The sequence below is a fragment of the Paenibacillus sp. FSL R5-192 genome (genome assembly GCF_000517845.1).
GTDB lineage: Bacteria > Bacillota > Bacilli > Paenibacillales > Paenibacillaceae > Paenibacillus > Paenibacillus amylolyticus.
The window spans coordinates 43390-68103 of record NZ_ASPR01000008.1 but is presented as its reverse complement, the minus strand read 5'-3'; the positions used below and the strand labels follow the sequence as shown (position 1 = coordinate 68103).

Sequence of the window (24714 nt, the reverse complement as noted above, 5' to 3'; positions counted from 1 at the left end):
TACCATCAGATCAGCTCGTCGTAGATCTCTTTCATTTCTGCAAGCGCTGCAGGGACACGCTCACGGAACCAGGCAACATCTTGCATATCAAGCAGGATATTCGGATACATCCGCGAGAGCGTAGATACCAGAACACCGTGCTCAGCAAGCTTGCTATTTAACAAAATATCAAAAGACATCAATTCAAACGTATAATCAGCCGTATCCGTAAGCGGCTCCGTGCAGCAGTGATAAGAAGCACAGCCAGACGGCCCTTGAACAATTAAAGGCAGACCTACCTTCACTGCTTCCTGGCAGAGTATGTCATGCATCATCTCAGCGTGGCGGTTCATGCTGTGCATCGCCTGTCCTCCATTGCGTCCCAACATTTCCAGCGTAGCTTTTACAGCAGCTGTACCTAATGGATAGCCATTAAACGTACCCGCATGAATTACTTTTTTGTCTACAAGCAACTTCATGATATCCGCTCGGCCAACCAGGGCTGACACTGGAACTCCGCCACCCGCGATTGCCTTCCCAAGTGTAGTCAGATCAGGCGTTACACCGAATAACTGTTGGGCACCACCGAGACCCATACGGAATCCTGTTATAATCTCATCAAAAATGAGCACGACCTGGTACTGATCACATAACTGTCTGACTTTTTGCAGATAACTTGGAGCAGGCATGACTCCGCCTCCATTTACACAAACCGGCTCCATGATTACTGCTGCAATGTCGTCTCCATGCTGGCGAAATAGTTCCTCCAGACGGGGTGCGTCATTCCATGGCAGGAGGTAGGATTGAGATTCCATTGCATCCCTTGCCCTCCCCTTTGTTCCTTTCATGTCACCAGGATAGTCTGAAGGTACAGGCAGACCTGTACGTGCAGTCTTGCCACCCATAATATTGTCCGCATTGCCATGATAATGGCCTTCAAAACGTACAAAGCGATTTTTACCTGTCCACGCCCGGGCAAGACGAAGTGCATTCTGGACAATCTCCGTGCCTGATAACCCAAAACGAATCATCTCTGCTGAGGGTACATATTGATGGATCAGTTCCAGAGCCTCTGCATCCAGATCGCAATGACTTACGGAAAGAACACGGTCAATGGTATCCTTCAGACACTCGTTATACTCCTCGTTGCCGTGGCCAACGATGAGGGCACCAAAGCGTGCATATAGATCCAAATACTCGTTGCCGTTCATGTCCGTCACTCTGCTTCGGGAAGCATGCTTGAAATGGAGCGGTGTCTCTTCCCAAGGAAGGTGGAAATTATAGTGCACACCGCCAGGCAGCCATTGTTTCACCCGCTGATTGTACTGCATCATCTCCGTGATCATCCCTTATCGCCTCCCCCACTTGTCTGGTTTACTGCTTCATATCGCTCCAGTAACCTGGACCGATCTTGCGGATCATCCAGCGAATAGGCTGCAGGCAAGGTGTTATTCTCAGCCAGCATATTTCTTACGCTCTGGCCTGGACCGATATCGATCCATACCGTCGCTCCCAGATTTTGAATGCGTGCCAATGCCTGATTCCAGCGAATGGGTTGCAAAAGCTGGCTGCTCAGCAGCTTAGGAATGTCCTCGGCTCCGCGAATGAACTCACCATGTACTGTTGAGCAGATGGGAAACACCGGTGCAGAGAAGGAAATCCCTGCAAGCATCTCTTCAAGCTCAGGCTGAATGAACTGCATCAACTCGCTATGATAAGGTGCATCTGCCTTCATTGGCATCATGCGAAAAGGAATGAATTCCCCACCGTAGCCATCCACCTGATCATCCAGCAGTTGAAGACCCTTCGCAGTACCTGCGACGACAAACTGTCCCGGTGAATTATAACCGGAGATCGTCACATACTCGTTCTGACGAATATTCTCGACTAATTCTTCAAGCGCTGCTTGTGTTACATCAACGACAATACCCGCTCTTCCTTTTTGCTCCTGAATGGAGCGATGCATCAACGCACCACGCTGAGCTGTAAAACGAATTCCATCAGCAAATCGCAATGCTCCCGCCGCTACTAAAGCCGAAATCTCCCCCAAACTGTGACCTACTGCATAATCTGGAGTCATTCCAGTCCGCCGAACAAATGAGTCAAATAAAACGTAGCTTGCCGTCAGTACAGCAGGCTGAGCATATTCAGAGACCGTCAATTGATCCAGGCTCCCTTCCATAACCAGTGCCTTCAAATCAAATCCGATCACCTCGCTCGCTTCCGCAAAGATCTGATTCGCCTCCGGCTCACTGCCCAACAACTCGCTGCACATTCCGATATACTGGCTTCCCTGGCCAGGAAATAGCGCACAGAACGTCATACGCTACCGCCACGCTTGTAATAGGCTTTTAATCCGTAATGCGAGATCATCTCCTGCTGCATCTGAGAAGAACCTTCAATAATCTCCAGAATTTTGGCTTCCTTATACAGCCTGGCAACAGGATATTGGTTACTAATTCCGTTTGCACCATGAACCTGTAGCGCATCACTTGCAACTTCAACAGCAACTTTGGACGTAAAATATTTGGCGATCGTTGTTTCCATGGCGGCCTGCGGGTCCTTGGCTTCTCTCAGCTCGGCTGCCCGTAAACATAATGCTCGCGCTGCATGGACTTTTGTCACCGCATCTCCAATCATGCCGCGAATCAGCTGAAAATGACTCAGCTTCTGATCAAATTGCTTCCGCTTCCTTGAGTAAGTCACCATGGCATCCAGCGCTTCCTGCGCAATCGCCAACCCTGCCCAGGCAATGCTATATCTGCCCTGGTCCAGCGCCCCGGTTACGATGTACTCAAAACCTTCATTCAGACGTCCAATAATGTGATTCTTTGGTACACGCACCTCATGGAGATCAATCTCAGCTATACCTGTCTCTCCCGCAACCATGACACCTTCAATAGGTTGGGTCTGTACACCCTCAAACTGGCGTTCGACCCAAAAAGCAGTGCTTCGTCCCTGATTCGAGGCAATAATGATAAATACATCTGCCAGATGTCCAAACGTGATCCACTTCTTTTTTCCATTTAAAACAAAACAGTCCGATTCTTCTCTCCACTCGGTCTTTACACTTTTGGCATCCGAACCAACTTCCGGTTCAGTCAGACCAAAGGCAGCAATCCATTCTCCCTTCACCAACTTGGGCAGCCAGGACGATTTTTGCTCAGGCGTTCCGAAACGTACCAACGTTTCACTTACAAGTGAAGTATGTACCGTTAACAAGCTGCGAACGGCTGGAAGAGCCTTGCCAAATACTTCAGTCAACAGCCCGTACGCCTTAGGACCGAGACCCATGCCGCCATATTCAGCCGGGATCGAGGCAGCCAAGTAACCTTTTTCAGCCATGGCACGGATCAATGTTCTGGGAATGGCTTGCTGTTCTTGAATCTGTTGAGCATAAGGACGAATTTCACGGGCAGCAAACAATTCAGCTTCATGAATGATCTCTTGCTCTATATCTGCTTCAATCATTCGGCAACCCCCTCTTGAAGAAGAGATTCATTGAGATAAGCGGCGAACTCGGCAATTGTTTTGTATTCAAACAACGCAACCGGACTGATGTCAACTTGAAGATGCTTACGCGCACGGTTAATGATCTTGAGCGCCTGCACAGATGAGACACCAATTTTCAAAAAATTCATCTCTTCATCGATATCCTCTGGCTCCTGATTCAACGCTGCAGCAATCTCGCTTTTAAGAAAAAGCTCAATTTCTTCTTTTGTCATATCATGACCTCCGTTCCCTGATTCACATCTATCCAATGTACATACGGCTCGAATGGGTGTGCTGGCAGATGTACGATCTGGCCAGAGCCATTCGGATGTAACTGTTCCCAATCCAGCGCAGCACCACGTACATAAAGCTGTCCCAGCAATAAAGCAAGCTGATCCTCCATGGTAAGTGTCGGCTCGGCAGACAGGCGGATGAAGCTCTCCTTGCCACTGTATTCAAGCTGCTGCTCTGTCTGATCTGCAGCAATCATAATTACAATGTCGGCGTTTGGCATCTTGCCAGGTGTGTCTTGCAGACTGTCTAACGTCACTCTGTTGTTCACTGGAAAGGATTGGCTTGCATGAGCGCTGTGATGTTCCTCGCCATCCAGATGTAAACTGGATACAAGTTCCTCTCCTGCAGCTATTCCGCGAATCTCTTGAATGGAAGGGACCAGACGTACAAGTGTCTCAAGCAAGGTCACCCAGTAGTTCAAGGTTGATACCGTATCTTCATTAGAATCGTCTGGCCTGAGTACCTTACGAGCTTTAGCTTCATCTTCTCCGCGAATCTCATGCCCCCCAACCACAATATTGACACGAGCAGCTCGGTTTCTAGGCTTGAAGCCAAATTCCATCTCTTCGATGTTCCACTCTCCGGTTGAGCTGACAGCTACTGCTGCACGATACCGATAATGTTTTCTATATCTGTTCCGGGTAAAACAAAGATCCTCTAGTGCCAGGTCCGCATGTTTCTTCACATATTGCTCCGTGTTATCAATCAGCTTTTTTAAAGCCTGTTCTGATTTCGCAGAGAACGTTAACAACTGGCCACGTGCGGGGGCATCTGCACGGACAGGGGCTTTCCATTCCTCCAGCACAATGTGGGCATTCGTACCTCCCAGGCCAAATGAACTGATGCCTGCCTTCCGTGTTTTTCCTTCAGGTACATCCCACGTTTTATGCTCGCTAACGATATGGAACGGCGATTGCTCCAGTCGGAGGGCCGGATTCGGATTATCCATGTGCAGACTTGGTGCCAGTTCCCCATGCTGCATACTGAGCAGAACCTTGGCAAGACTGGCTCCACTGGAGGCTGCAAATAAATGACCAATATTGGTTTTGACTGAACCTAATCCAATCGAATTGTCGCTTGTATATCCCTTTTCCCGGAACAGTCGGAGCAAGGCATTCACCTCGATCGGATCTCCAATCCTTGTCCCCGATCCATGTGCTTCAATATAAGAAATCTCGCTGGGGTTTAGGTTGGCATCACGATAAGCGGCACGGAGTACCTCATATTGCCCCTGAGGGTTGGGTGCCATAATGCCCAGGGAATATCCGTCGTTATTCACCGCTGTCCCGCGAATCACACCATAAACATGTTTATTGTTGCGAATTGCCTCTGTTAGCGGCTCCAGATATACAACAACAGCACCTTCTCCCAAGACTGAACCATCTGCTTCCCGGTCAAATACCTTCGTATGTTGAGTGGAAGAACAGATTCCAGCATTGCGTGATAGTTGATGAACATGCGGTGTAGCCAAAATGTTTGCTCCACCTACAACTGCCCCAGAGATACGCTTGTCCTGAATGGCCGCCACAGCTTGTGTCAGTGCTACCAGAAAAGAAGAACATGCTGTATCTATGGACAGTGCCGGCCCTGTAAAATTGTACATGTGTGAAATGGAGGCCGCTGCAATATTGGACATATTGCCTACCATAGCGTGAGAATGAACAGCCTTTCCAAGACTCCGGTTCATATAATCAATAACCAGATCGAAGTATGTGCTTGGGTTAATCCCTACATACACACCCACATCACGCTTATCCTCATGATCCACGAGCATACCTGCATCCTCCAGCGCCTCATGAGCAACTTCCAGCAGCTTGCGATGCTGCGGATCCATAAATGCAGCTTGTTCAGACGGGATCTCAAAGAACTCATGATCAAACGTATCCGGTTGCTTCAGCTCTCCAATCCAGTCATCCCAACCGGGTTGCTTCGAACGTGTTGCACGCTCTAAGCTAACCCGGTCAACACTATCTAACCCGTTAATCAGATTGCTCCAGAACTGCTCTTGGGTGTCGGCATCAGGCAGACGCAGAGACAGTCCGGTAATAGCAATAGCACGATGTACATTCAGGTGATTATCTGTGGTTTCAGCTTGTTCAAAGTCCTTCGTTTCTGCTGGAAGTTCCTGCAGATATTCCACCATCTCACGTACTGTACTGCAAAAAACAAGCAGTTCTTGTCCTAATTCACGCCCCATATGTGCAGACAGCTTGTCAAGTAATTGATAGGAGAGGATGGAATTGCCTCCAAGTGCGAGAAAAGAAGTATCCATCTCAATCTTTCCTGCGGGCAATTGAAGAATTTCGGCCCAGGCTTTACGTACGGTATATTCCAAAGACGATGCGGAAACCGTCTCGTGTCCTTGCTGTTGTGTGTTTTCGCGAATCAGCTCTTCAATGGCCTCGATGTCCTTGGTAAATACTCCACGCTCATAATCGTTTCTCAGCATGAAACGCTGGACCTTGCCACTCGTCGTTTTGGGGATGACCTTGATTGGGAGAACATGAGTGATCTCAATACCCAATCCAGCCCTCATACGTTGGATCAGATCCTGTCGTACATCCAGAAACTGTGGAGTGCCCGATTTGTATTTAACAAATACAAGCAGCTCCTCAACTTGTTTGAGGCTGTTAAAGTGCCCGACTACCGTCAGATTCCCTCTCGGAATGCTGCTATTCTGGTACAAAATTTCTTCAAGATCATGCGCATAATGGTTCTGTCCCCGAATAAACACAATGTCCTTGATTCGTCCGCTTACAACTAGGGAGCCGTCAGCCATATAACCCAAGTCTCCAGTGCGAAGCCACCCATCCACATACATTTCACGATTGATCTCAGGGAGACTGTAATATCCGGAGGTTACCGATTCCCCACGAATCTGGATTTCGCCAACAACCCGCTCATCCAGCACTTCCCCCTGTTCATCCGCAATCCGGATCTGAATCCCTGTCATGGGATATCCTTCATGAACAAATTCGATCACATCCGAAGTATGGCTATCACTGCTAGGTAGCTGGACTGGCACAGCCAGTCCTTCCTGCACCAGCCGTGTACGCGAAATACGTTCAATTCGCGGCTCTTCCCCCAGTCTGGAGGTACATACACCTACTGTCGCTTCGGCCATGCCATATGCAGGAAACATCATATTGGGACGATAGCCACAAGAGCTGAATTTTTTGACAAATCGCTCGATAACAGACGTTGATATAGGCTCTGCACCATTCAAGGTCATACGCAGTGAAGACAGATCAAGCGTTGAGAGCTTGGAATCCGGGATCTTCTGAACCATCCATTCGAAACCGAAATTGGTACAGCAAAACCATTTTCCCTGATGCTCCGTAATCTTGCGCAAGAACAGATAAGGCGACCGTACGAAGGTATAAGGTGACATCACCATGATGTTGGCTCCACTCAGGACGGGTGTCAGATGCTGTCCAAATATCCCCATATCATGCGTATGCGGCAACCAGGTAAACACATTATCTCCTTCTTCAGCTCCAAGAAAAGTCTTGCATGCAATACTGTTGGCGATAATATTGTGATTTGTTAACTGCACACCTTTGGGAATTCCAGTGCTTCCTGATGAGAATTGCAGGAACACAATGTCATCAGGACAGGTTGGGCATAGATCAGCCATCTGCTGGCCTGCTTGAAGCTGGTTCACGCTAATCAACATAAGACCTTTGAATACCGGACTTTCCCCAAGCTGCTTATACTTGGGCATGTAGGCTTCCTCGACGATAACGACTGGACGCCCGAGTACCTCCCACACTTTCGTGAATTTCTCCAGACCGGCTGAGCCTGGTTCCCAGGCAGCCGGAGGACTAACCGGGGCGACAATAATGCCCCCCAGCATACAAGCCCAAAAGGTACGGTAAAATTCCTGTGACTGGTCAATCTCCAAAATAACGACCTGTCCTTGTTGAATGCCTTGCTCCTGAAGAGACTGCAGGTACTTGCGCGCCTGCATCAGTAATTCAGGATATGATTCAAACTGTTCGTCACCTGAAGAGCTGATATAGGTCATTCCCTTTTCTGGATGAGTATCTGCAATGTAGATTAGCATCTCAGCCACTGTTGAATAATGTTCTGGCACAATCAGCTCGGGTCCTCGCTGTATGGATTTACTGGACATGTTGCACCTCCATTGCCTCATTGTGAACTACCACTTTCACATCGCTACCAAGCTTGTCATCAATCAGCTGTTTCATACGTTTGATGTCCAGACCAGCCTGACAGGCCAGATGTACGTACAGACACTCTTCGTCGTAGCGAATAACCCATTCGAATTGGGCGAGTCCCGAATTCGAATCTTGGTCATCCGACGACTGAGACGACATTGGGATCGCTTCGCTACTGGAGATGAAGCCTTGATAATTAAACAGAATCATCTGACGCGGCTCCTGTTCTGTTTGCCTGTAGGCAGTTCCCAATTGTTCCTGTATGCCATCATATTGTGCCGAGAGGGAAGAATCATGTGTAAGTGCCATAAAGTTAATGCTGTGTCGCTTCGTAAATTCCAGACGTTTCAACAGATCTTCCTGTGTGAATTCACTGTCTACCAGCACTGGAATCAGATCAAGGAATTCTCCCACATAATCGTAGTAGGATTCTTCGCCATACTCCCTTCCGTAATGGACCAGGGCTATTGGCAATTGGCTTATGTTCAGATAAGCCGCAATGATGTTGGAAAAAGTTTCAAAGCATGTCCACCAAACCTCTGCAGGCTCCTTCCCTGCAAGGGACAACTCGACAGTCATCGCTGAAGGCGACAATGTTTCTGTTTCCTTCAACTTGTTCATGACGATGGCGTTACATCTCTTCCATGTTTGAAGTGAAAATTGTTTCTCTATTTCATCTTCTGATACCCCTATGGGGCCTTGAGACAGAAAATTTACATAATCCTCATAATTTCGTACTTGGTACAGAAGATCACTCTCGATCTCTATACCTTGCGGTCTATATAATGCCTTCGACTCAAGTTGCTGCTTGATGATTTGGGCACTCATACCATCAAACGCAAGGTGATCAAAACTCCAAATCAGCTTATGCTCCGTGGCTCCTGTACGCAAAATACACAGACGCCAAGGTAGTTCCTTCAACGTATACGTTTTGTGTAACAGAGACTGAACCAGTTTGTACTCCAACTGCTCAATCGTAGCCGAAGCATAATGACGAATATCAAGATACGGGATAAGCTGTTGCAGCATGTCCGCCGCTAACGACATATCACATGGATGCCAATACAATTGTTCTTCCTCATATATCATGCTGTGCAGCAACTGGTGCCGGGATATAACCCCAAGAATCAGGTGTTTTACAGCTTGTTCATTCAATTCGCCTTCCAGCGTTGTTGTAAATCCGCTTGCTCGTGAAGTCGTAGAAGCATGTGCTTGTTGAATTGGAGATAGTGGGAATTGCCCCATAGGGGTCATGCCCGCCATAAAAGATGAAACCTGATTGCAGCTGTTTAAGACATGCAGGACCAGGCTGTCCAGTTGTTTCTCATGAAGTATTATGTCCTGTGGTATGACTATCGGGGACTGAATATGCAGGCTATCTTCGGACCAAACTGACGCCGGAGGATTAATGTCTACCAATTTGGCAAGTCCTCTAACTGTCGGATATTGGAATAATTCGTTCACATTGATGGCAATTCCTTCTTTTTCCAAAATTTGAGTGAATGCAATCGCTTTGAGCGAATGCCCCCCATTTTGAAAGAAGTGATCTTCCACACCAATGCCTGGATCACCCAGGATCTGTCGCATGGCGGCAAGAATGACACGCTCTGTTTTTGTCCGAGGTGAACTCATCTCCAGAGACCTCTGCTGCTCTTCAACCAAATGCTCGGACAATGCTCTTCGGTCCACTTTGCCATTGGCATTAATCGGAAGATGATCCATTCGAATAATGCGTGCAGGTACCATGTACTCTGGCAGCTGCTGGTGAAGTTCTCTTCGAATATACTCAGTATCTGCTCCAGTATCGGTTGTATAAAAAGCGGCAATGTATAGACTTCCTGATGATTCTGTAACTGTCATGACAAAGGCATCACGAACTCCCGAAACACGCTCCATACAATTGCCTATCTCCGATAACTCAATGCGGAAACCTCTAATCTTGACCTGGAAATCCGAACGTTCAATAAAAATCAGACTGCCATCAGCCAGACGTTTGACGATGTCACCTGTCCGATACATTCGTTCTCCCTTGCGGAAGGGATCATCAAGAAAGTGTTTTCGGGTAAGATCCTCACGGTTAAGATATCCAATACCTACCGCATCCCCACTGATATACAGTTCACCTGGAACGTTCGGTGGCACAGGCTTCAGCTCATCATCTAGAACATACAAGGCTGTGTTAGACAGGGGGTAACCTATAGGCAGTGAGCCAGTATAAGGCTCTGTTTGCTGTAATAAGTGGTAGGAGGCAAAAAAGGTTGCTTCCGTTGGCCCATATCCATTTAACAGTCTGCCCGGCCCCACACATGCAAGCGCTTTGTTGGCATGACTCACCGATGCAGCTTCACCACCAAACATCACTCTACGCACATTCTTCAAGCAATCAGCATCCCAATCTACCAGCATATTAAACAAGGATGTCGGAATATAAAATACTGAAATCCGTTGCTGTTGGATGACATCGGCCAAACGAGCCATATCCAAAATGGTCTCTTTTGAGATTAATACAAGAGTAGCGCCATTTATTAATGAAGCAAAAATATCGAAAATGGAACCGTCAAACGCATAGTTAGAAATTTGCAGGATACGATCCTCTGGCACGACGGTAACAAAATTACTATTTTTCATGACTTTGGTTACATTGCGATGACTCATCACAGTCCCTTTTGGGGTTCCTGTTGACCCTGATGTATAAATGATATAAGCCGGGTCAAGAGCGGTCTTGTTCATATTTTCAACGGGCTCCTGAATGTCTCCTGAATCAAATGCTGCCAGTTCATCTGCCGGCACGATACAAGGAACTACAGATTGCCATGTGGAGGCATAAGCCGTTTCAGTCAATAACACAGCCGCATCGCAATCTTGCAAAATAAATTCAATTCTCGATGGCGGCGAAGCCGGGTCGATCGGGACATAACTGCAACCCACTTGGAGTGTAGCAAGAATACTGATCATCTGGTTCGGTCCACGGTCCAGAATGAGAGCAATACTGGAGCCTGATTTCACCCCTTGTCCAAGCAATCTGAACGCCAGCCACTGAACACGTTCATACAGATCCGCATAGCTCCATTCACCGTCTTCCCAGACCAATGCTGTCTTCTGTGCATGCACATGAACTTGTTCCTCGAATAATTGGGAAATGGTCGCATCTCGCGGATACTGGGCGGCATTATCGTTGACTCCGTACAGCAGCCATTCCTCTTCCTCCGGTGTAGTGATCTTAATCTGACCAATTCGTTCAGTATCCCCTGTTGTGATCTGAGACAGGATATACCGGAATTTATCCAGCATCAGTTCCATGGACTCGGCTTTAAACAAATCTGAGCGATAGTCAAGTTCAACCGTGTAACATTGTTTATGTTCGACCAGTGTCCAAGTCAGATCAAATTTGGCATCCACCTTACCTTCGACCCATGGTTCAAGCATCAGTTCCCCGGCTTCAGGATCATCGGTTCCCATATTAATGTAATTTAGCACCACATCAAATAGGGGGTTGCGGCTTAAATCACCGAATAGACCAAGTTGTTCCACCAGTGCTTCATAAGGATATTGTTGATGCTCATAACAGGATAACAGCTTGCCTCGCATCTCATTCAAATACGCCTCTGTGGAGCATTCTCTGTCCATGCTGGTGCGAATGGCAAGCATGTTCACGAACATACCCATAACGTTATTGAGTTCTGGCTTCTCACGCCCCGCAACCGCTGTACCAACGACCAAGTCGTCTTGACCCGTATACTTCCAGATTAATAGATTCAAAGTTGCCATAAACAACATATAGGGTGTAAGCCCTTGTTGAGTACAGAAGTCATTGACCTGTGTGCTTAACGACTCACCAAGTTCAATGGAACGTCTGTCTCCGCTGTAGGATGACGCGCTATGTCTTGGGAAGTCTGTAAGCAATTCAACCGGTGCAGGCATGTCCTCGAATTCCCGTATCCAAAACTCGGCGTCTTTAACAGATTGTCCATGTGACGCAGCTTCATCACGCCATTCCGCATAATCCTTATACTGAATATCAAGAGATTGCAATGTTTCTCCTCTGTACATGCGAGCAAAATCCTGCATCAGGATAGCAATGGAACTCTGATCCGAAATGATATGATGCATGTCGATGAATAAGATGTGTTCCTCTTGAGAAAGGCGAATGAGCTTAACACGAACCAATGGTGCGCTGGTCAGATCAAAAGGCTTGATCCATTCCATGACCTGTTCTAACCCTGCCGTTTCTAATTCCAGCAACTCCACCACGCTTGGAACCTGATCCTCCACAATTTGGAAAAGCTCACCATCAATCATTTCAAATCTGGTACGGAATGCTTCATGTCTCTCTACCAGTGCATTCATTATTAATCTGAATTGCGTAGGGTCAAGTTTTCCCCTTACCCTATAGGAGCTGGCGAGATTGTACGCTGTACTCTCACCTTTCATCCACTCATGCACCACATACATTCTTCTCTGTGCAGAAGTGGTCTTGTATTTCTCTTTCTTAGTAACAGGCAAGATTGGGTTCACTGTATCAGAGTCACTTGTAGCCTGATGTTCAGCAATCCATTGAACCATGTGTTCAAATACAGAATGATCAAAAACCTCTTCCAGCCCCAAATTTAATCCAAACATTTCTTTAATCCTCGACGCCAAGGAAATCGCTTTTAATGAATGACCCCCAAGCTCAAAGAAATCATCTTCAAGGTCGACTGCTCCATTACCAAGCAACTCCTGCCACAATTGCGACAATACATGCCTTATCTCATCTTCAGTCCGTTGAACCCTGACTTTCCCAGATGGAGATTGGTCTAATGCTGCGATAGAACCCGCTGCAACCTGCGACATACCTGCAAGCTGATACAACGCAACATCATGTTGATGAACAATGGGATCAAAGGAATACGTCGGCAGGGAGATTTTTTGCCTACGCCCCGTTCCGTTTAGCTGTTCCCAATCCAGCTCCATGCCAGAGCACCAGCAAAAAGCAAGTACTTTCATTAAATACACGTCTGCCTTAAGCAAGCTCTGACGATCTTCAGTAAGAGCAATGATGTTTGGCTCTGAAAATGAATCCGGGGCTATTTGTTCTGTATCCTGCAGCTGATTCGAAACGATCCACAGCGTATGCCCAGCAGATTCAGAAAGCGTCTTGCGATTTAGCAGCGTAAACAGGAAATTTGGAGATAACAGTGGTGCAATACTTGACGCAAGGTCTGTTACAGTTGCATCTGTCATCCTTCCTGTCAAAGCATCTGACAATGCTCCTTCTTCTAGTGACCAATGCTCCAGATTGTATAGAAGCCCCACGGCATGTACTGGATCAAGTGCATCACTAATAACCAACCCCACCAGTTCGCCAACGCCTTGTCCACAGACAGCATCCGGCTTGATACCAAGCTGCATCACGGTTTTATAAAGAGCATATTGCACAACAAAGCACTGCATGCGCTCAAGCCTTGAATCGGTTAACGATCGCCCTATGCCTTGGCGAATGGCATACTGTTCCTTGGACTCAAAGAGGTTCAGTATCTCTTCAAAGTACTGTTTGAATATCTCTGAGACCTGGCTGCGATACACAGAAGCATATAGTTCCCGAATCTTGCGCGCTTCCCAACTTGCATTTCCGCTGAGGTAAAACATGACCTTAGGCTTCCCATTCATCACACTTGCCTGTGTCTCAAACTCTACAGACTGCTCGCTTGGCGGAGTATAACCGTCTACAACGATTAGTGCTTTACGATGAATGAATCTGCTTCTTCCCTTCTGTAGCGTCCACGCAGCATTGGGCAACTGGTCCGGCAATGCATGAATCGCCTGTAGAACCGAATCGTACGTGCGTTCCAGCGCAGATTCACTTTTGGCCGAGAAGGGCAGCAGAAGCAATGATTCATAATTGGCTTGGCTCTCTTGGACGGGCGGTTGCTCCAGAATGACGTGAGCATTAGTACCCCCGATCCCAAACGAACTGACACCTGCTCGCAGGATACGCTTCGCGTCTTCTAATGGCTGTGGCTCCTTGTTGATATAGAAGGGACTATGCTCCAGCTCCAACATCGGATTCGTCCGATTCATGTGAATCTGTGGCGGAACCACCCGGTGATAAAGCGTCAGTACGGTTTTAATAAAACCGGCGACACCTGCTGCCGCATCAAGATGCCCAATATTGGCTTTCACAGAACCTAGAGCACAATAATTTCTACGATCTGTTCCCCATGACTGCCTGAGCGCTTCAATTTCAATCGGGTCCCCCAGTTTGGTTCCTGTTCCATGCGCCTCCAGATAGGAGATCTCTTTTGGAGACACTCCCGAACGATGCAGGGCTGATTGAATAACCTTGACCTGCCCGGCCACACTCGGTGCCGTATATCCAATCTTGTCCATGCCATCATTATTTATCGCTGAACCTTTAATGACTGCATAGATATGATCTCCATCTCTCTGCGCGTCGCGGAGTGACTTGAGCACAACCATTCCGCATCCATTACCAGACACCGTACCAGATGCCTGCTCATCAAACGGTCTGCAATGACCATCCTTTGAATAAATCATGCCTTCATGCCAGTGATAACCTTCTTTGAGCGGATAGGAGATAGAGACACCTCCCGCAAGTGCCACATCACACTCCCCCCGAATCAGCGATTCAGCAGCTTGGTGGATAGCGACCAAAGAAGTCGAACATGCGGTCTGGACTGCCATACTCGGCCCTCTCAGATTTAATTTGTGAGATACTCGGGTTGTAATATAGTCCTTTTCATTTAAAGTCATGGCTTCAAAAGCCTGTAACAGATTACCGGAGCGACCGAGAAATTGCACCATCCATGGTAAGCTCAGTCCACTTCCGGCAAACAATCCTATAGATCCCTCATAACTGTAAGGATCACACCCGGCATGCTCAAGTGCCTCCCATGAGCACTGATGCAGCAGCCGTATTTGCGGATCCATCATGTTGGATTCCTGATGCGGATATTCGAAAAATCCGGAGTCAAAATACTCAGTATCTTCCAGTACACCTTTGGCCCGTACATAATCAGGATGTTTGAAGTCTTCCGGTCGTACACCCGCAGCGGTTAGATCCTCCTCATTCAGACGGGTGATACCGTCCTTACCTGCCATTAGGTTATCCCAGAACTCCTCGATATTTCTTGAACCGGGAAAATGCCCTGCCATACCAATGACTGCGATATCCGAGGAAGAAGAAATTCTGCTACTGTGTTCTGAAGCAAACGGGATACTCTGTTCCGGTCTGCCCTGATCTGGTCTTCTCTGTTCCACTTTGCTGTGTTCAACTGTGCTCATTACATACTCTTTTGGAGCTATTGTCGGCTCCGGGTCCGTAACAGAATATCCAGCCGAAGCGATATGTCCGCTCTCCTCTTGTACCTGTTGTGTAACTGTCGGCAGCATCTGCTCAGCCACCAGATGATTGACCAGTGCTGCAATGGAGGAATGCTCAAACAATTGCACCAGCGGAACGCTTTTATCCAGATAGGCATTCAGCCGATTATTGATCAGAATAAGCCCCAGCGAGTTGCCTCCGATGTCAAAAAAGTGATCATGGATATTAACCGTATCCAGATTCAATATTTCCTTCCACGTTGCAATGAGCATCTGCTCCAGATCAACTTTTGCCCGCTCCATTCCTTGAATCGATGAGCCATAAACCAGAGCCGGGTTATCCCTCTTTCCCGGCTCAAAATCAGCCAGACGAAGGGCATTGCGATTCAGTTTGCCATTAGGCAGCACAGGCAGATTTTCCAGACGAATCAAGCGAGAAGGCATCATGTACTGTGGAAGCCGCTGCTTTAACCAGGTCCGAAGCTGTACGTCTTCATCTTCCATAACGGAAGGCCCACTCCCAGGCTTCAGACTGTAGAAAAGGATTAATTGCAATGAATGTGGCTCGGCCCCTTCTACCTTAACGACAGCTTCTCTTACACGTTCATAATTCATCGCTGCCTGCTCAATCTCATTCAGTTCAATCCGGTAGCCACGAATCTTCACCTGCTGATCCAACCGTCCCATTAACTCAACATCCCCATCCGGCAGTATACGGGCCAGATCGCCAGTTCGGTATAAACGGCCTCCCAAAACATTGGGGTTTGCAATGAATCGGGCATCGGTCTCAGCAGCGTTGTGCAGATAACCGCGGGATAATCCTTTTCCTGCAATGCACAGCTCTCCATAACTTCCAGGTGGCAGTATTTCACCTTCATCATTCAGAATATAAATCTCTGTATTGGTAATGGGCTTGCCAATCGTAATCGCAGCTGTGTCATTCAATTCTTTGGTCGTTGACCAGATCGTAGTTTCCGTTGGTCCATACATGTTAAAGACTCGAGCGGGCGTAAGCCGCTTCAGATCGGTGAGGAGTCCCACAGGGACATTTTCCCCTCCGGTAAGAACACACCGCAGATTGCCCAACGCATGAGCGAATTCTGGATTTTCGACAAATGCCTTAATACGTGAGACCGTGCTAAGAATGTGTGTAACACCATGTTCACGTATTCGACGTGAAGCAAGAGCCGGGTCAAGCTGCTCCTGCTCATTGGCCAGATACAACGAATATCCGGTGCATAATGGTGCCCACACTTCAAATCCGAAAATATCAAAAGATATGGTCGTTACACTGATGATGCGATCTGTCTCATGTGCAAAAATATGTCGGTGCCTAATGTCCTCAACAAAATTGACCATCGCCTCATGAGTAATCATCACCCCTTTGGGACGCCCCGTCGATCCTGAGGTAAAAATCACACAGGACAGGTCCAAAGACAGGAGGCTTACGTCCGGGTTAACGGATGAGCGCACATCCTGGGCAGTTGGATCATACACAAATCGCTCTCCGCTAAAAGTCACTGTGCCTTCTGCATCAGGCGTACACAGCAATACGTTCATTCGGCTGTCTTCAATCATATTCACGATGCGCTGTGGCGGAAAAGCAGGGTCCAGAGGCACATAAGCCGCCCCAGCTTTCAGCACCGCCAATAGCATAATGATCAACGATTCATCTCGTCTGGATAATATGCCTATAGGTTCATCCCGGCGCACACCTTGATCAATCAGCTTCCAAGCCAGCGTATTAGCTTTTTCATTAAGCTCCCTGTAGGTAAAAGAGGCTCCGGATGATACAAGGAGAGCTTTCTTGTCTGGCGTGTGTTCTGCCTGTAGCTCGAACAGCCGATGCAGACCTACCCTAGGATTGTAATCCAGACGTGGACCAGCAAGACGATGGACTGGGTGCTCATGAGAACGTTCGTTTCTCTCAAACAGTTCACTCACAGACAGGTCAGGCTGTTTTACAACCTCTTGGCAGAGTCCGATAAACTCCTGCATCATACCTTCAACTGTGTCCCGGCCGAACAGATCGAGCGAGTATTCGATATATCCTTCAATCACCTGCTTCTCCCTGTTTTCTTGACAGGTCATTAACAGATCATAAGTAGACGTACCCGTCTCCACCGGAAAAGAACTGAATTGCAAGCCATGAAGTTCAAGTCCATGCAAATCCATGTTCTGATAATCAAAACAAACATCAAATACCGGATTTCGGTTCAACTCACGTGTCACGCCCAGTTGTGCCACAAGCTCATTAAACGGATACTCCTGATACGCAAAAGCATCCAGTGTATGTTGTTTAAGTTCGCGTAAAAAATCAGTATACGTACGATCAAACGTTGGAAAATTCCGCATCGCAATCATATTGACAAACATGCCTACCGTCTCTTTCCACTCCTCTTGCATCCTTCCTGCAACAGGCGTTCCTACCACAATGTCCTGCTGACCTGAGCGGTGTGCGAGAAGAAGATTCCACACACTTAGCATTACCATATACATGGATGCTTCCGATGAGGAAGCCAGCTCGTGCAAGTGTTGTGTTAACGAACGATTCAACGTGAAATGGAGACGTCCCCCTTGCATGGATCGCTGTGATGGACGCTCATGGTCAAGTGGAAGCTCCAGCACAGGTAAAGAAGGGCCAAGATGGTCCAGCCAGTACGTTTGATGTGAAATGTATTCCTGTGAAGCGAGACGTTGCTGCTGCCATACCGCGTAATCTTTGTACTGCAATCGGACTGCATGCTCTTTGCCAAAATATAAATCATTGAAGTCACGAGTAATGATTTCGACAGATGTACCATCCGCGATAATATGGTGAATATCAAAGAATAACAGATGCTTGCGCTCGCCTATCTTAATCAGTTCAACCCGCATAAGCGGAGCACTCCCCAGATCAAAAGGACGAATCAATGTCTCAATCATCGCAGGCAAATCTTGGTCATCTGCCACATGCTGCTCTGCATAGCCCATACTTAAGCGAACCGAAGGTTGGATAATCTGAACGATCTGACCACCCCGTATCTCAAACGATGTTCTGAGCGCCTCATGATGCTGCATCAACTTCTGCAAAGCAACCTCAACTCTTATACGGTCCAATTCACCTTCAATAATGGTTGCAGACGGTAGGTTGTATGCCGTATTGCCTGGATCAAGCATCGCCTGTGTGAACATACGCATCTGTGCAGAAGAGATTGGATAAGCGTCCATAGTGGGTGCAGATTGAATTATCTGTTGGTCCACTTTTGGTTTCGCTATGACATAGAGATGCTCCGCCAGTTGAATAGGCGTTGAATGATTGAAAATATCTGCTACCTCAGGCTGAATTCCTAAATGGGACCGGATCCATGCAGACAAGCTGACTGCTTTGAGAGAATCTCCTCCAACCGCAAAGAAATTAACCTTTTCATCTAGATCATCGATGCCAAAAATCGTTCGATATGCGTCCAGGACAATCTGTTTCAGTTGGTCTGAACCACCAGTATAAACTGTCCCTTTTACTAGAGTAGAGCCACTTCCCTTACCCAGATCTGCATGCTGCCTATCATCCCCGGTACCCATTCCTTCCACTGCTGATGAGCCAGAAAGAGAAACACCCACAGGATAGGATTGTTTGTTGAAAACATAAGTAGGCAGAGAGCATTTGCGTCGTACCGTCTGCCCTTTGAGCACCTTCCAGTCCGGTTCAATGCCTTCGCACCATAACTCCGCAAGTCTGCGGTTCACATAGATACTGTCCTGCTCCGTCTCCCTTACGTGACGTAGCATATTCAGTACCGTCTGGGAATCTCTTGATAGACTGTGCTGTCTGGCAAAGGAGCTTAGCGTTCGTCCTGCACCTACTTCAATTAATACAGCCCGTTCATCCTTTAACACTTCAGCCAGGTTTGATTCAAACAACACCGGCTGTAAAATATGACGGGACCAATAGTCAGGTTGTGTGATTTCATCTCCAAGCGCCCATGTTCCACTGGTGTTGGACAGTAATGGGATCTGTGGCGTATGAAGTGAATGCTCTGCTAAATAACGTCTAAATTCCTCGGCAGCCTGATTCATCATTGGCGTATGGAATGCATGGGAAGTCTTCACACGAATGCACTTCCAGCCCAGTCCTTCAGCCTTGGCTTCCATCCGTGAAATGGCTTCAGCTGTCCCACCAATCACACTGGAACCTGTAGTATTCACCAGGGCAAGCCACATGTCTTCCTCCAGTTGTGACTTCACCTGCTGTGCATCCGCCATAATGGCAAGCATAACCCCGGGTTGTTGTTGCTGCATCAGACGTCCGCGAAGTCGAACTAACTTGACAGCATCTCCGAGTTCGAACACACCCGCTACCGCTGCGGCAGCCAATTCACCAATGCTATGCCCGATCATGCCATCTGGCTTGATGCCCAGATCCAACAGCGACTTGGCCAGCGCATAACTTGTCATGAACAGTGCGAATTGGCTGTACTCCGTCTGGTTTATTCGCTCAGGGTGCTGATCCCCGTATACAACAGACAGCATATCTTCTCGTTCTTCCGCAGGCAGAAGGTCCAATATTTCCTGAATATAACTTCTGAAGATTGGAGCCAGGCCTGCTTGCTCTGTAGATCTGTATAGTTCTGCACCCATTCCCTGATACTGACTGCCCTGTCCGGGGAACATAAAGTATACGGGACGAGTGCCTTGAGCCGAATGGTATACGCGTGCTTTTCCCAGCTGCTGTATCAGCTTGTCCGGATTATCCTTCCATGTCTTATCCAGAATGAGTGCCTTACGATACGCAAAAACAGATCTACCTGACTGCAAGGTCCACGCTGCGTTCGATACAGATTGATTCGACTGCTGAGTCAGATGTTCCATAATCCGTTCAGCGGTGCGGTTCAGCGAGTACTCTGTTTTGGCGGAAAAAAGCAATATATTTACGTCATCATCCGGACTGCACTTCTCCATCTCGGGAGCCTCCTCCAATACCATGTGAGCATTCGTGCCCCCCACACCAAATGAATTGATTCCTGCGCGCATGACTCCAACATTGCCCTGTTTCCAGTCCACCCCTTGTGCATTAACTTTAAAAGGCGTATTCAAAAAATCAATTTTGGGATTAGGTTGCTCATAATTCGCTGTTCCAGGGATATAACCTTGTCCAAGACTGAGCGCTACCTTGATTAAACCAACCACACCTGCGGCTGTATCCATATGTCCCACATTGCCTTTAACCGAACCAAGATAACAAAATTGCTTTTGGTCGGAAGCAAAGGCCCGAGTTAACGAGTTTACTTCAATTGGATCACCAAGCAACGTTCCCGTACCATGTGCTTCGATATAACTCACCGTTTCCGGGTCTACTCCGGCTACCTTATAAGCATCCTGAATGACTTCAGCCTGTCCGCTTACGCTAGGAGCAAGAAAACTGAGTTTTTCTTGTCCGTCATTGTTAATTGCTGAGCCTTTGATGACCCCGTAGATATGATCTCCATCCCGCAGAGCATCGGTTACCCGCTTCAGCACCACAATTCCCATACCATTGGAGAAGACGGTTCCACTGGCTGCCGCATCAAATGGACGACAGTGTCCATCTGTGGAAAACATCATGCCATCCTCAAATATGTAACCCCCTTCATTGGGCAACTCCACGGTAATTCCACCAGCCACGGCCACATCACATTCTCCAACGATCAAAGATTGACATGCCAGATGAGGTGTAACCAATGAAGTAGAACATCCCGTCAGAGCGGTATAGGCCGGCCCTTTTAAGTTCAGCTTATAAGCCATTCGGGTAGCGAGAAAATGATTGGTGCTGAGGGTGAATGCTTCGTATTTACTGCTATAGTTAGCATCGTTAAAAAGCACTTGACGGTACCATTCGAAGTCATCGGACCCGCCAAGGAACACACCCACCTTACCCGCTTCATCCGGTCTGCAGCCTGCATCCTCCAGCGCTTCCCATATTCCCTGATACAAAAGTCTGAATTGGGGAGACATCATTTTGGCTTCACCGGGAGTATAGTCAAAGAACCCTGCATCAAACTCATCGATGCCGTTGGCACGTCCTTTTGCCTTGACATAACGAGGTGAACGCAGCAGTGCTTCCTCCACGCCAAGTTCCCTCAATTCATCATCACTATAAAAGTGAATACTTTCCCGCCGTTCAACAAGGTTACTCCAGAACTCCCTTATATCCTCAGCACCCGGCACATTCACCGCCATGCCCACAATTGCAATGTCCTCACGCATAATGCCATCTTTTCGTTGAAACAATTGTTCCCTTTCAGTCGGTATCCGAACTCCCTCATCTTTCGGACCCAGTGCGGCAAATTGACGCAATGTCGGGCATTCGAAAAAACGAGGCACAGGGAACTCCACATCGGTATAATGCTTAAGTTTATTGTGAGCCTGAATGACAGAAAATGAATTTCCGCCCAATTCAAAGAAATGGTCATCGCGCCCTACTCTCTCAACACCGAGCACTTCGGCCCACACTTCGGCTATAACCTTCTCAAGCTCAGAAGACGGGGCGGTATAGAACGTACTGGAAGCGTGAGCATGCGTGATATCTGCCATGAGTGCCTTCCGGTCAATCTTCCCACTGCTATTCAATGGAAATTCGGATTTATGTACAAAAACGGATGGTATCATATATGCCGGTAACAAACGAGACAGATGCTCTCTCAATTCGACAGAAGGCAGCTCCTGCTCTGACAGATAGTAGGCATACAGCAAGCCGGACCTACCTTCAAATGATTTCATGACTACCACGGTCTGGATGACACCCGGATAGGATGACAGGGTATTCTCAATTTCACCTGTCTCCAGTCTGGCTCCCTGAATTTTAACCTGAAAATCAATGCGTCCCAGATATTCGATCGTACCGCTTGGGAGTGAACGTACCAGATCCCCTGTACGGTACATGTACCTGAAATGCTCTGCGTCCTGTCCTTCTTGAAAGAAAGGATTAGGGACAAACTTCTCTCGGGTCATCTGTTCCAGATTCAGGTATCCACGTGCAAGCCCAACACCGCTAAGACAAAGCTCCCCTGGAATACCTAACGGCTGAAGCTCATCTTGATTTCCGACGACATACCATCTGGACTCATTGAGCGGGTAGCCAATCGGTACATTGCCCAAGCCTTCGTAATGGCTTAACGGATAATGAGAAACCCATATGGTGCATTCGGTTGGACCATATACATTTTCAAGACTTGCTCCAATGCCTAACCTGTTAAATTTCTCAATGATGTCTGGCGTGACTGCCTCTCCGCCAACAAACATCCATTTCAGCGTTTCCAATGCTGACAGATCGGAGCGAAGCTCCATCGTTTCCAGAAAAAGACGGAACAACGTTGGAACAAAGTTGATGTGTGTAACCTTATGTGATGCCACCGTAGACACAATACGAGCAGGGTCTTTTTCTGCTCCAGGCTCAAGAATACTTAGTGCGCCTTCACCCATGAACCAGCCGAAAAGTTCCGTGGCGGACACATCAAAGGTATATGCCGTTTTCAGCAAGTAAACATCCTGCGCCTGCATTGGAAAACGACGCTCCAGATCAAGCAGTGTATTGACTACGCTATGATTTTCAACCATGACTCCTTTTGGCTTGCCTGTTGATCCGGACGTGTACATGATATAGGCAAGGCTATGCGGATTCAGCGCCTCTTCGAGGTTTGAGACATCCCCCGTATAGGCCTGATCGCCCTCAACGTAGATGTACTGGACATCCAGAGTCTCGTCATCTTTTTCGGGCTGCATAGCCAGCACTACGGATATGTCTGCATCCGATATAATATAGGCCTTTCTGGACAAAGGGTAGGAAGGGTCTACAGGTACAAAAGCACATCCGGCTTTTAATACAGCCAATAGGGCAATGACCATATCCGAGGAACGTGGCATCTGCACGCCAACTGCTGCGTTATCACTTTTTTTACTCGCAACGATCTGCCTAGCCAATTGATTCGCTTTTGCGTTGACCTGCGCATAGGTCTGATGCTGCTTGCCTTCCATTAGAGCTACCCGCTCCGGGAAACGTGCTACTTTATCGTGAAATATATCCATAATATGTTGTGGAGTGTAGGGAAAATAAGAAGTTTGATTGAATCGGTACAGTAGGTTTTCTTTCTCATCTTGCACCAGGAGGCTGAACTCACTGATTTTTTGATCAGAATTGGTTACTAGTTGATTCAGCAAATATAGAAATCGTTGGCCCATTCGCTCCATTGAATCTTCACGGAACAAGCTCGGTTTATATTGCAGCTTCAACTGAGCACCTTGCGGTAAACGACTCAACACCACCATCAGATCTCCTGGAAACGTAACCTTATCCTGATCCAGAATACGAGTTCCGAGCATATCTTCCTCATAGGAATCATAAACAAAGGAGATATCAAACAACGATGGTGATCCGGGTTGAGCCTGTAACATACTGTCTCTGACAATGAGGTTATTGGGATATCCGATGTTCCTGTACGTATCCATCCAGGTTGTGGCTACTTGTTGCAGCAGAGGTTTTAGAGTTGATTCGAGGTCAATATGGAATCGCATAGGCAACATATGGACAAAACATCCAATCGTTTCTTCCAAGTCCATACCGGGACGATGAGAATATGGGGAGGCAAAGGTGATATCGTCTGTACCGACATATTTACTCATAAGAATGCCAAAGGCACCCATAAAGAACATAAAAACGGTTACTTCATTATCTTTGGACATCTGTGTAATATCAGCCATTAACGATTCCGAAATATCAAATCTCAGTTCATGACCAATCCCTTCTTGTACAGAACCTGCTGGAAAGTCGTGCTTTAGAGAAAGAGGTTCCACTCCCTTCATTTTGTTCAACCAGTATTCCCGCTCTTTGGAGTACTTGTTTTCGTGCAGTTTCTTGTTCTCTGCCTCAACATAAGAGATGAATCCTTCATCCAGCTTGACATCCACAGGCTGATCTTCAAGAAGACACGTATATGACTGGATAAGTTTGTTTTTCATCAGTTCAAGCGACAAGCCATCACATATTAAATGATGAATACATAAGGTCAGAATATATCGGCTTTTATCCATCTGAACAATCATTATACGGAACAGAGGACCTTTCTCCAGCTCAAAAGGTGTCCCGATGCATTCATCCACCAGTGCTACTAACTGTTGTTCCTTTGGATTCTCCTGATTCTCGCTACTTAGGTCCCACAAGGCAAGTGAATAATCCATATCTTCATGAACGGATAACACGGGTACATCATTTTGAATCTCAATCCGAGTACGCAGCACCACTTGCTCATACATAAGCAATTCGATGGATTGGCGAAATATCTCCATTTGAAGATGATCAAATTGCATTGAAGCTGAGATGTTATACGAAGTGGGATCATTCACCTGACAATCAAAATAGATTCCCTTTTGTGTTTCGGAAAGTTCAACGGTTTTTTGTACCATCACGACCACACCTCATCGTTTAATTGAGATT

At 47.3% G+C, this 24714-nt stretch carries 6 protein-coding genes; all 6 read right to left on the bottom strand.

Features of this window, described 5'->3' with window-relative positions; genetic code table 11:
• Positions 1 to 5: 5 nt before the first annotated feature.
• The 6 genes from C161_RS04900 to C161_RS04875 are packed head-to-tail and all read right to left on the bottom strand — an operon-like array spanning position 6 to position 24683.
• Positions 6 to 1325, bottom strand: coding sequence for an aspartate aminotransferase family protein (locus C161_RS04900; protein WP_036668522.1), 1320 nt, complete (start codon positions 1323 to 1325; stop codon positions 6 to 8).
• Positions 1322 to 2302, bottom strand: a complete 981-nt coding sequence (locus C161_RS31385) for an ACP S-malonyltransferase (protein ID WP_051449589.1) — start codon at positions 2300 to 2302, stop codon at positions 1322 to 1324. Before C161_RS31385 ends, C161_RS04900 begins: the two co-directional genes overlap by 4 nt.
• A complete protein-coding gene (locus tag C161_RS04890; protein ID WP_036668521.1) occupies positions 2299 to 3450 on the bottom strand; it encodes an acyl-CoA dehydrogenase family protein in 1152 nt (383 codons plus the stop codon). Before C161_RS04890 ends, C161_RS31385 begins: the two co-directional genes overlap by 4 nt.
• On the bottom strand, positions 3447 to 3704 hold the full coding sequence (locus C161_RS04885; protein ID WP_036668520.1) for an acyl carrier protein: 258 nt from the start codon (positions 3702 to 3704) through the stop codon (positions 3447 to 3449). The genes C161_RS04890 and C161_RS04885 overlap by 4 nt, the downstream gene beginning before the upstream one ends.
• Positions 3701 to 7900, bottom strand: coding sequence for a beta-ketoacyl synthase N-terminal-like domain-containing protein (locus C161_RS04880; RefSeq protein ID WP_036668518.1), 4200 nt, complete (start codon positions 7898 to 7900; stop codon positions 3701 to 3703). Before C161_RS04880 ends, C161_RS04885 begins: the two co-directional genes overlap by 4 nt.
• Complete coding sequence (locus C161_RS04875; RefSeq protein WP_036668517.1) at positions 7890 to 24683, bottom strand: hybrid non-ribosomal peptide synthetase/type I polyketide synthase; 16794 nt, start codon at positions 24681 to 24683, stop codon at positions 7890 to 7892. The genes C161_RS04880 and C161_RS04875 overlap by 11 nt, the downstream gene beginning before the upstream one ends.
• Between the last annotated feature and the right edge of the window lie 31 nt (positions 24684 to 24714).

What these genes read in the sequence shown, in the direction of transcription:
- C161_RS04900 (WP_036668522.1), bottom strand. Translation starts at nt 1,325, where the DNA reads ATGATCACGGAGATGATGCAGTACAATCAGCGGGTGAAACAATGGCTG.
- C161_RS04880 (WP_036668518.1), bottom strand. Translation starts at nt 7,900, where the DNA reads ATGTCCAGTAAATCCATACAGCGAGGACCCGAGCTGATTGTGCCAGAA.
- C161_RS31385 (WP_051449589.1), bottom strand. Translation starts at nt 2,302, where the DNA reads ATGACGTTCTGTGCGCTATTTCCTGGCCAGGGAAGCCAGTATATCGGA.
- C161_RS04890 (WP_036668521.1), bottom strand. Translation starts at nt 3,450, where the DNA reads ATGATTGAAGCAGATATAGAGCAAGAGATCATTCATGAAGCTGAATTG.
- C161_RS04875 (WP_036668517.1), bottom strand. Translation starts at nt 24,683, where the DNA reads ATGGTACAAAAAACCGTTGAACTTTCCGAAACACAAAAGGGAATCTAT.
- C161_RS04885 (WP_036668520.1), bottom strand. Translation starts at nt 3,704, where the DNA reads ATGACAAAAGAAGAAATTGAGCTTTTTCTTAAAAGCGAGATTGCTGCA.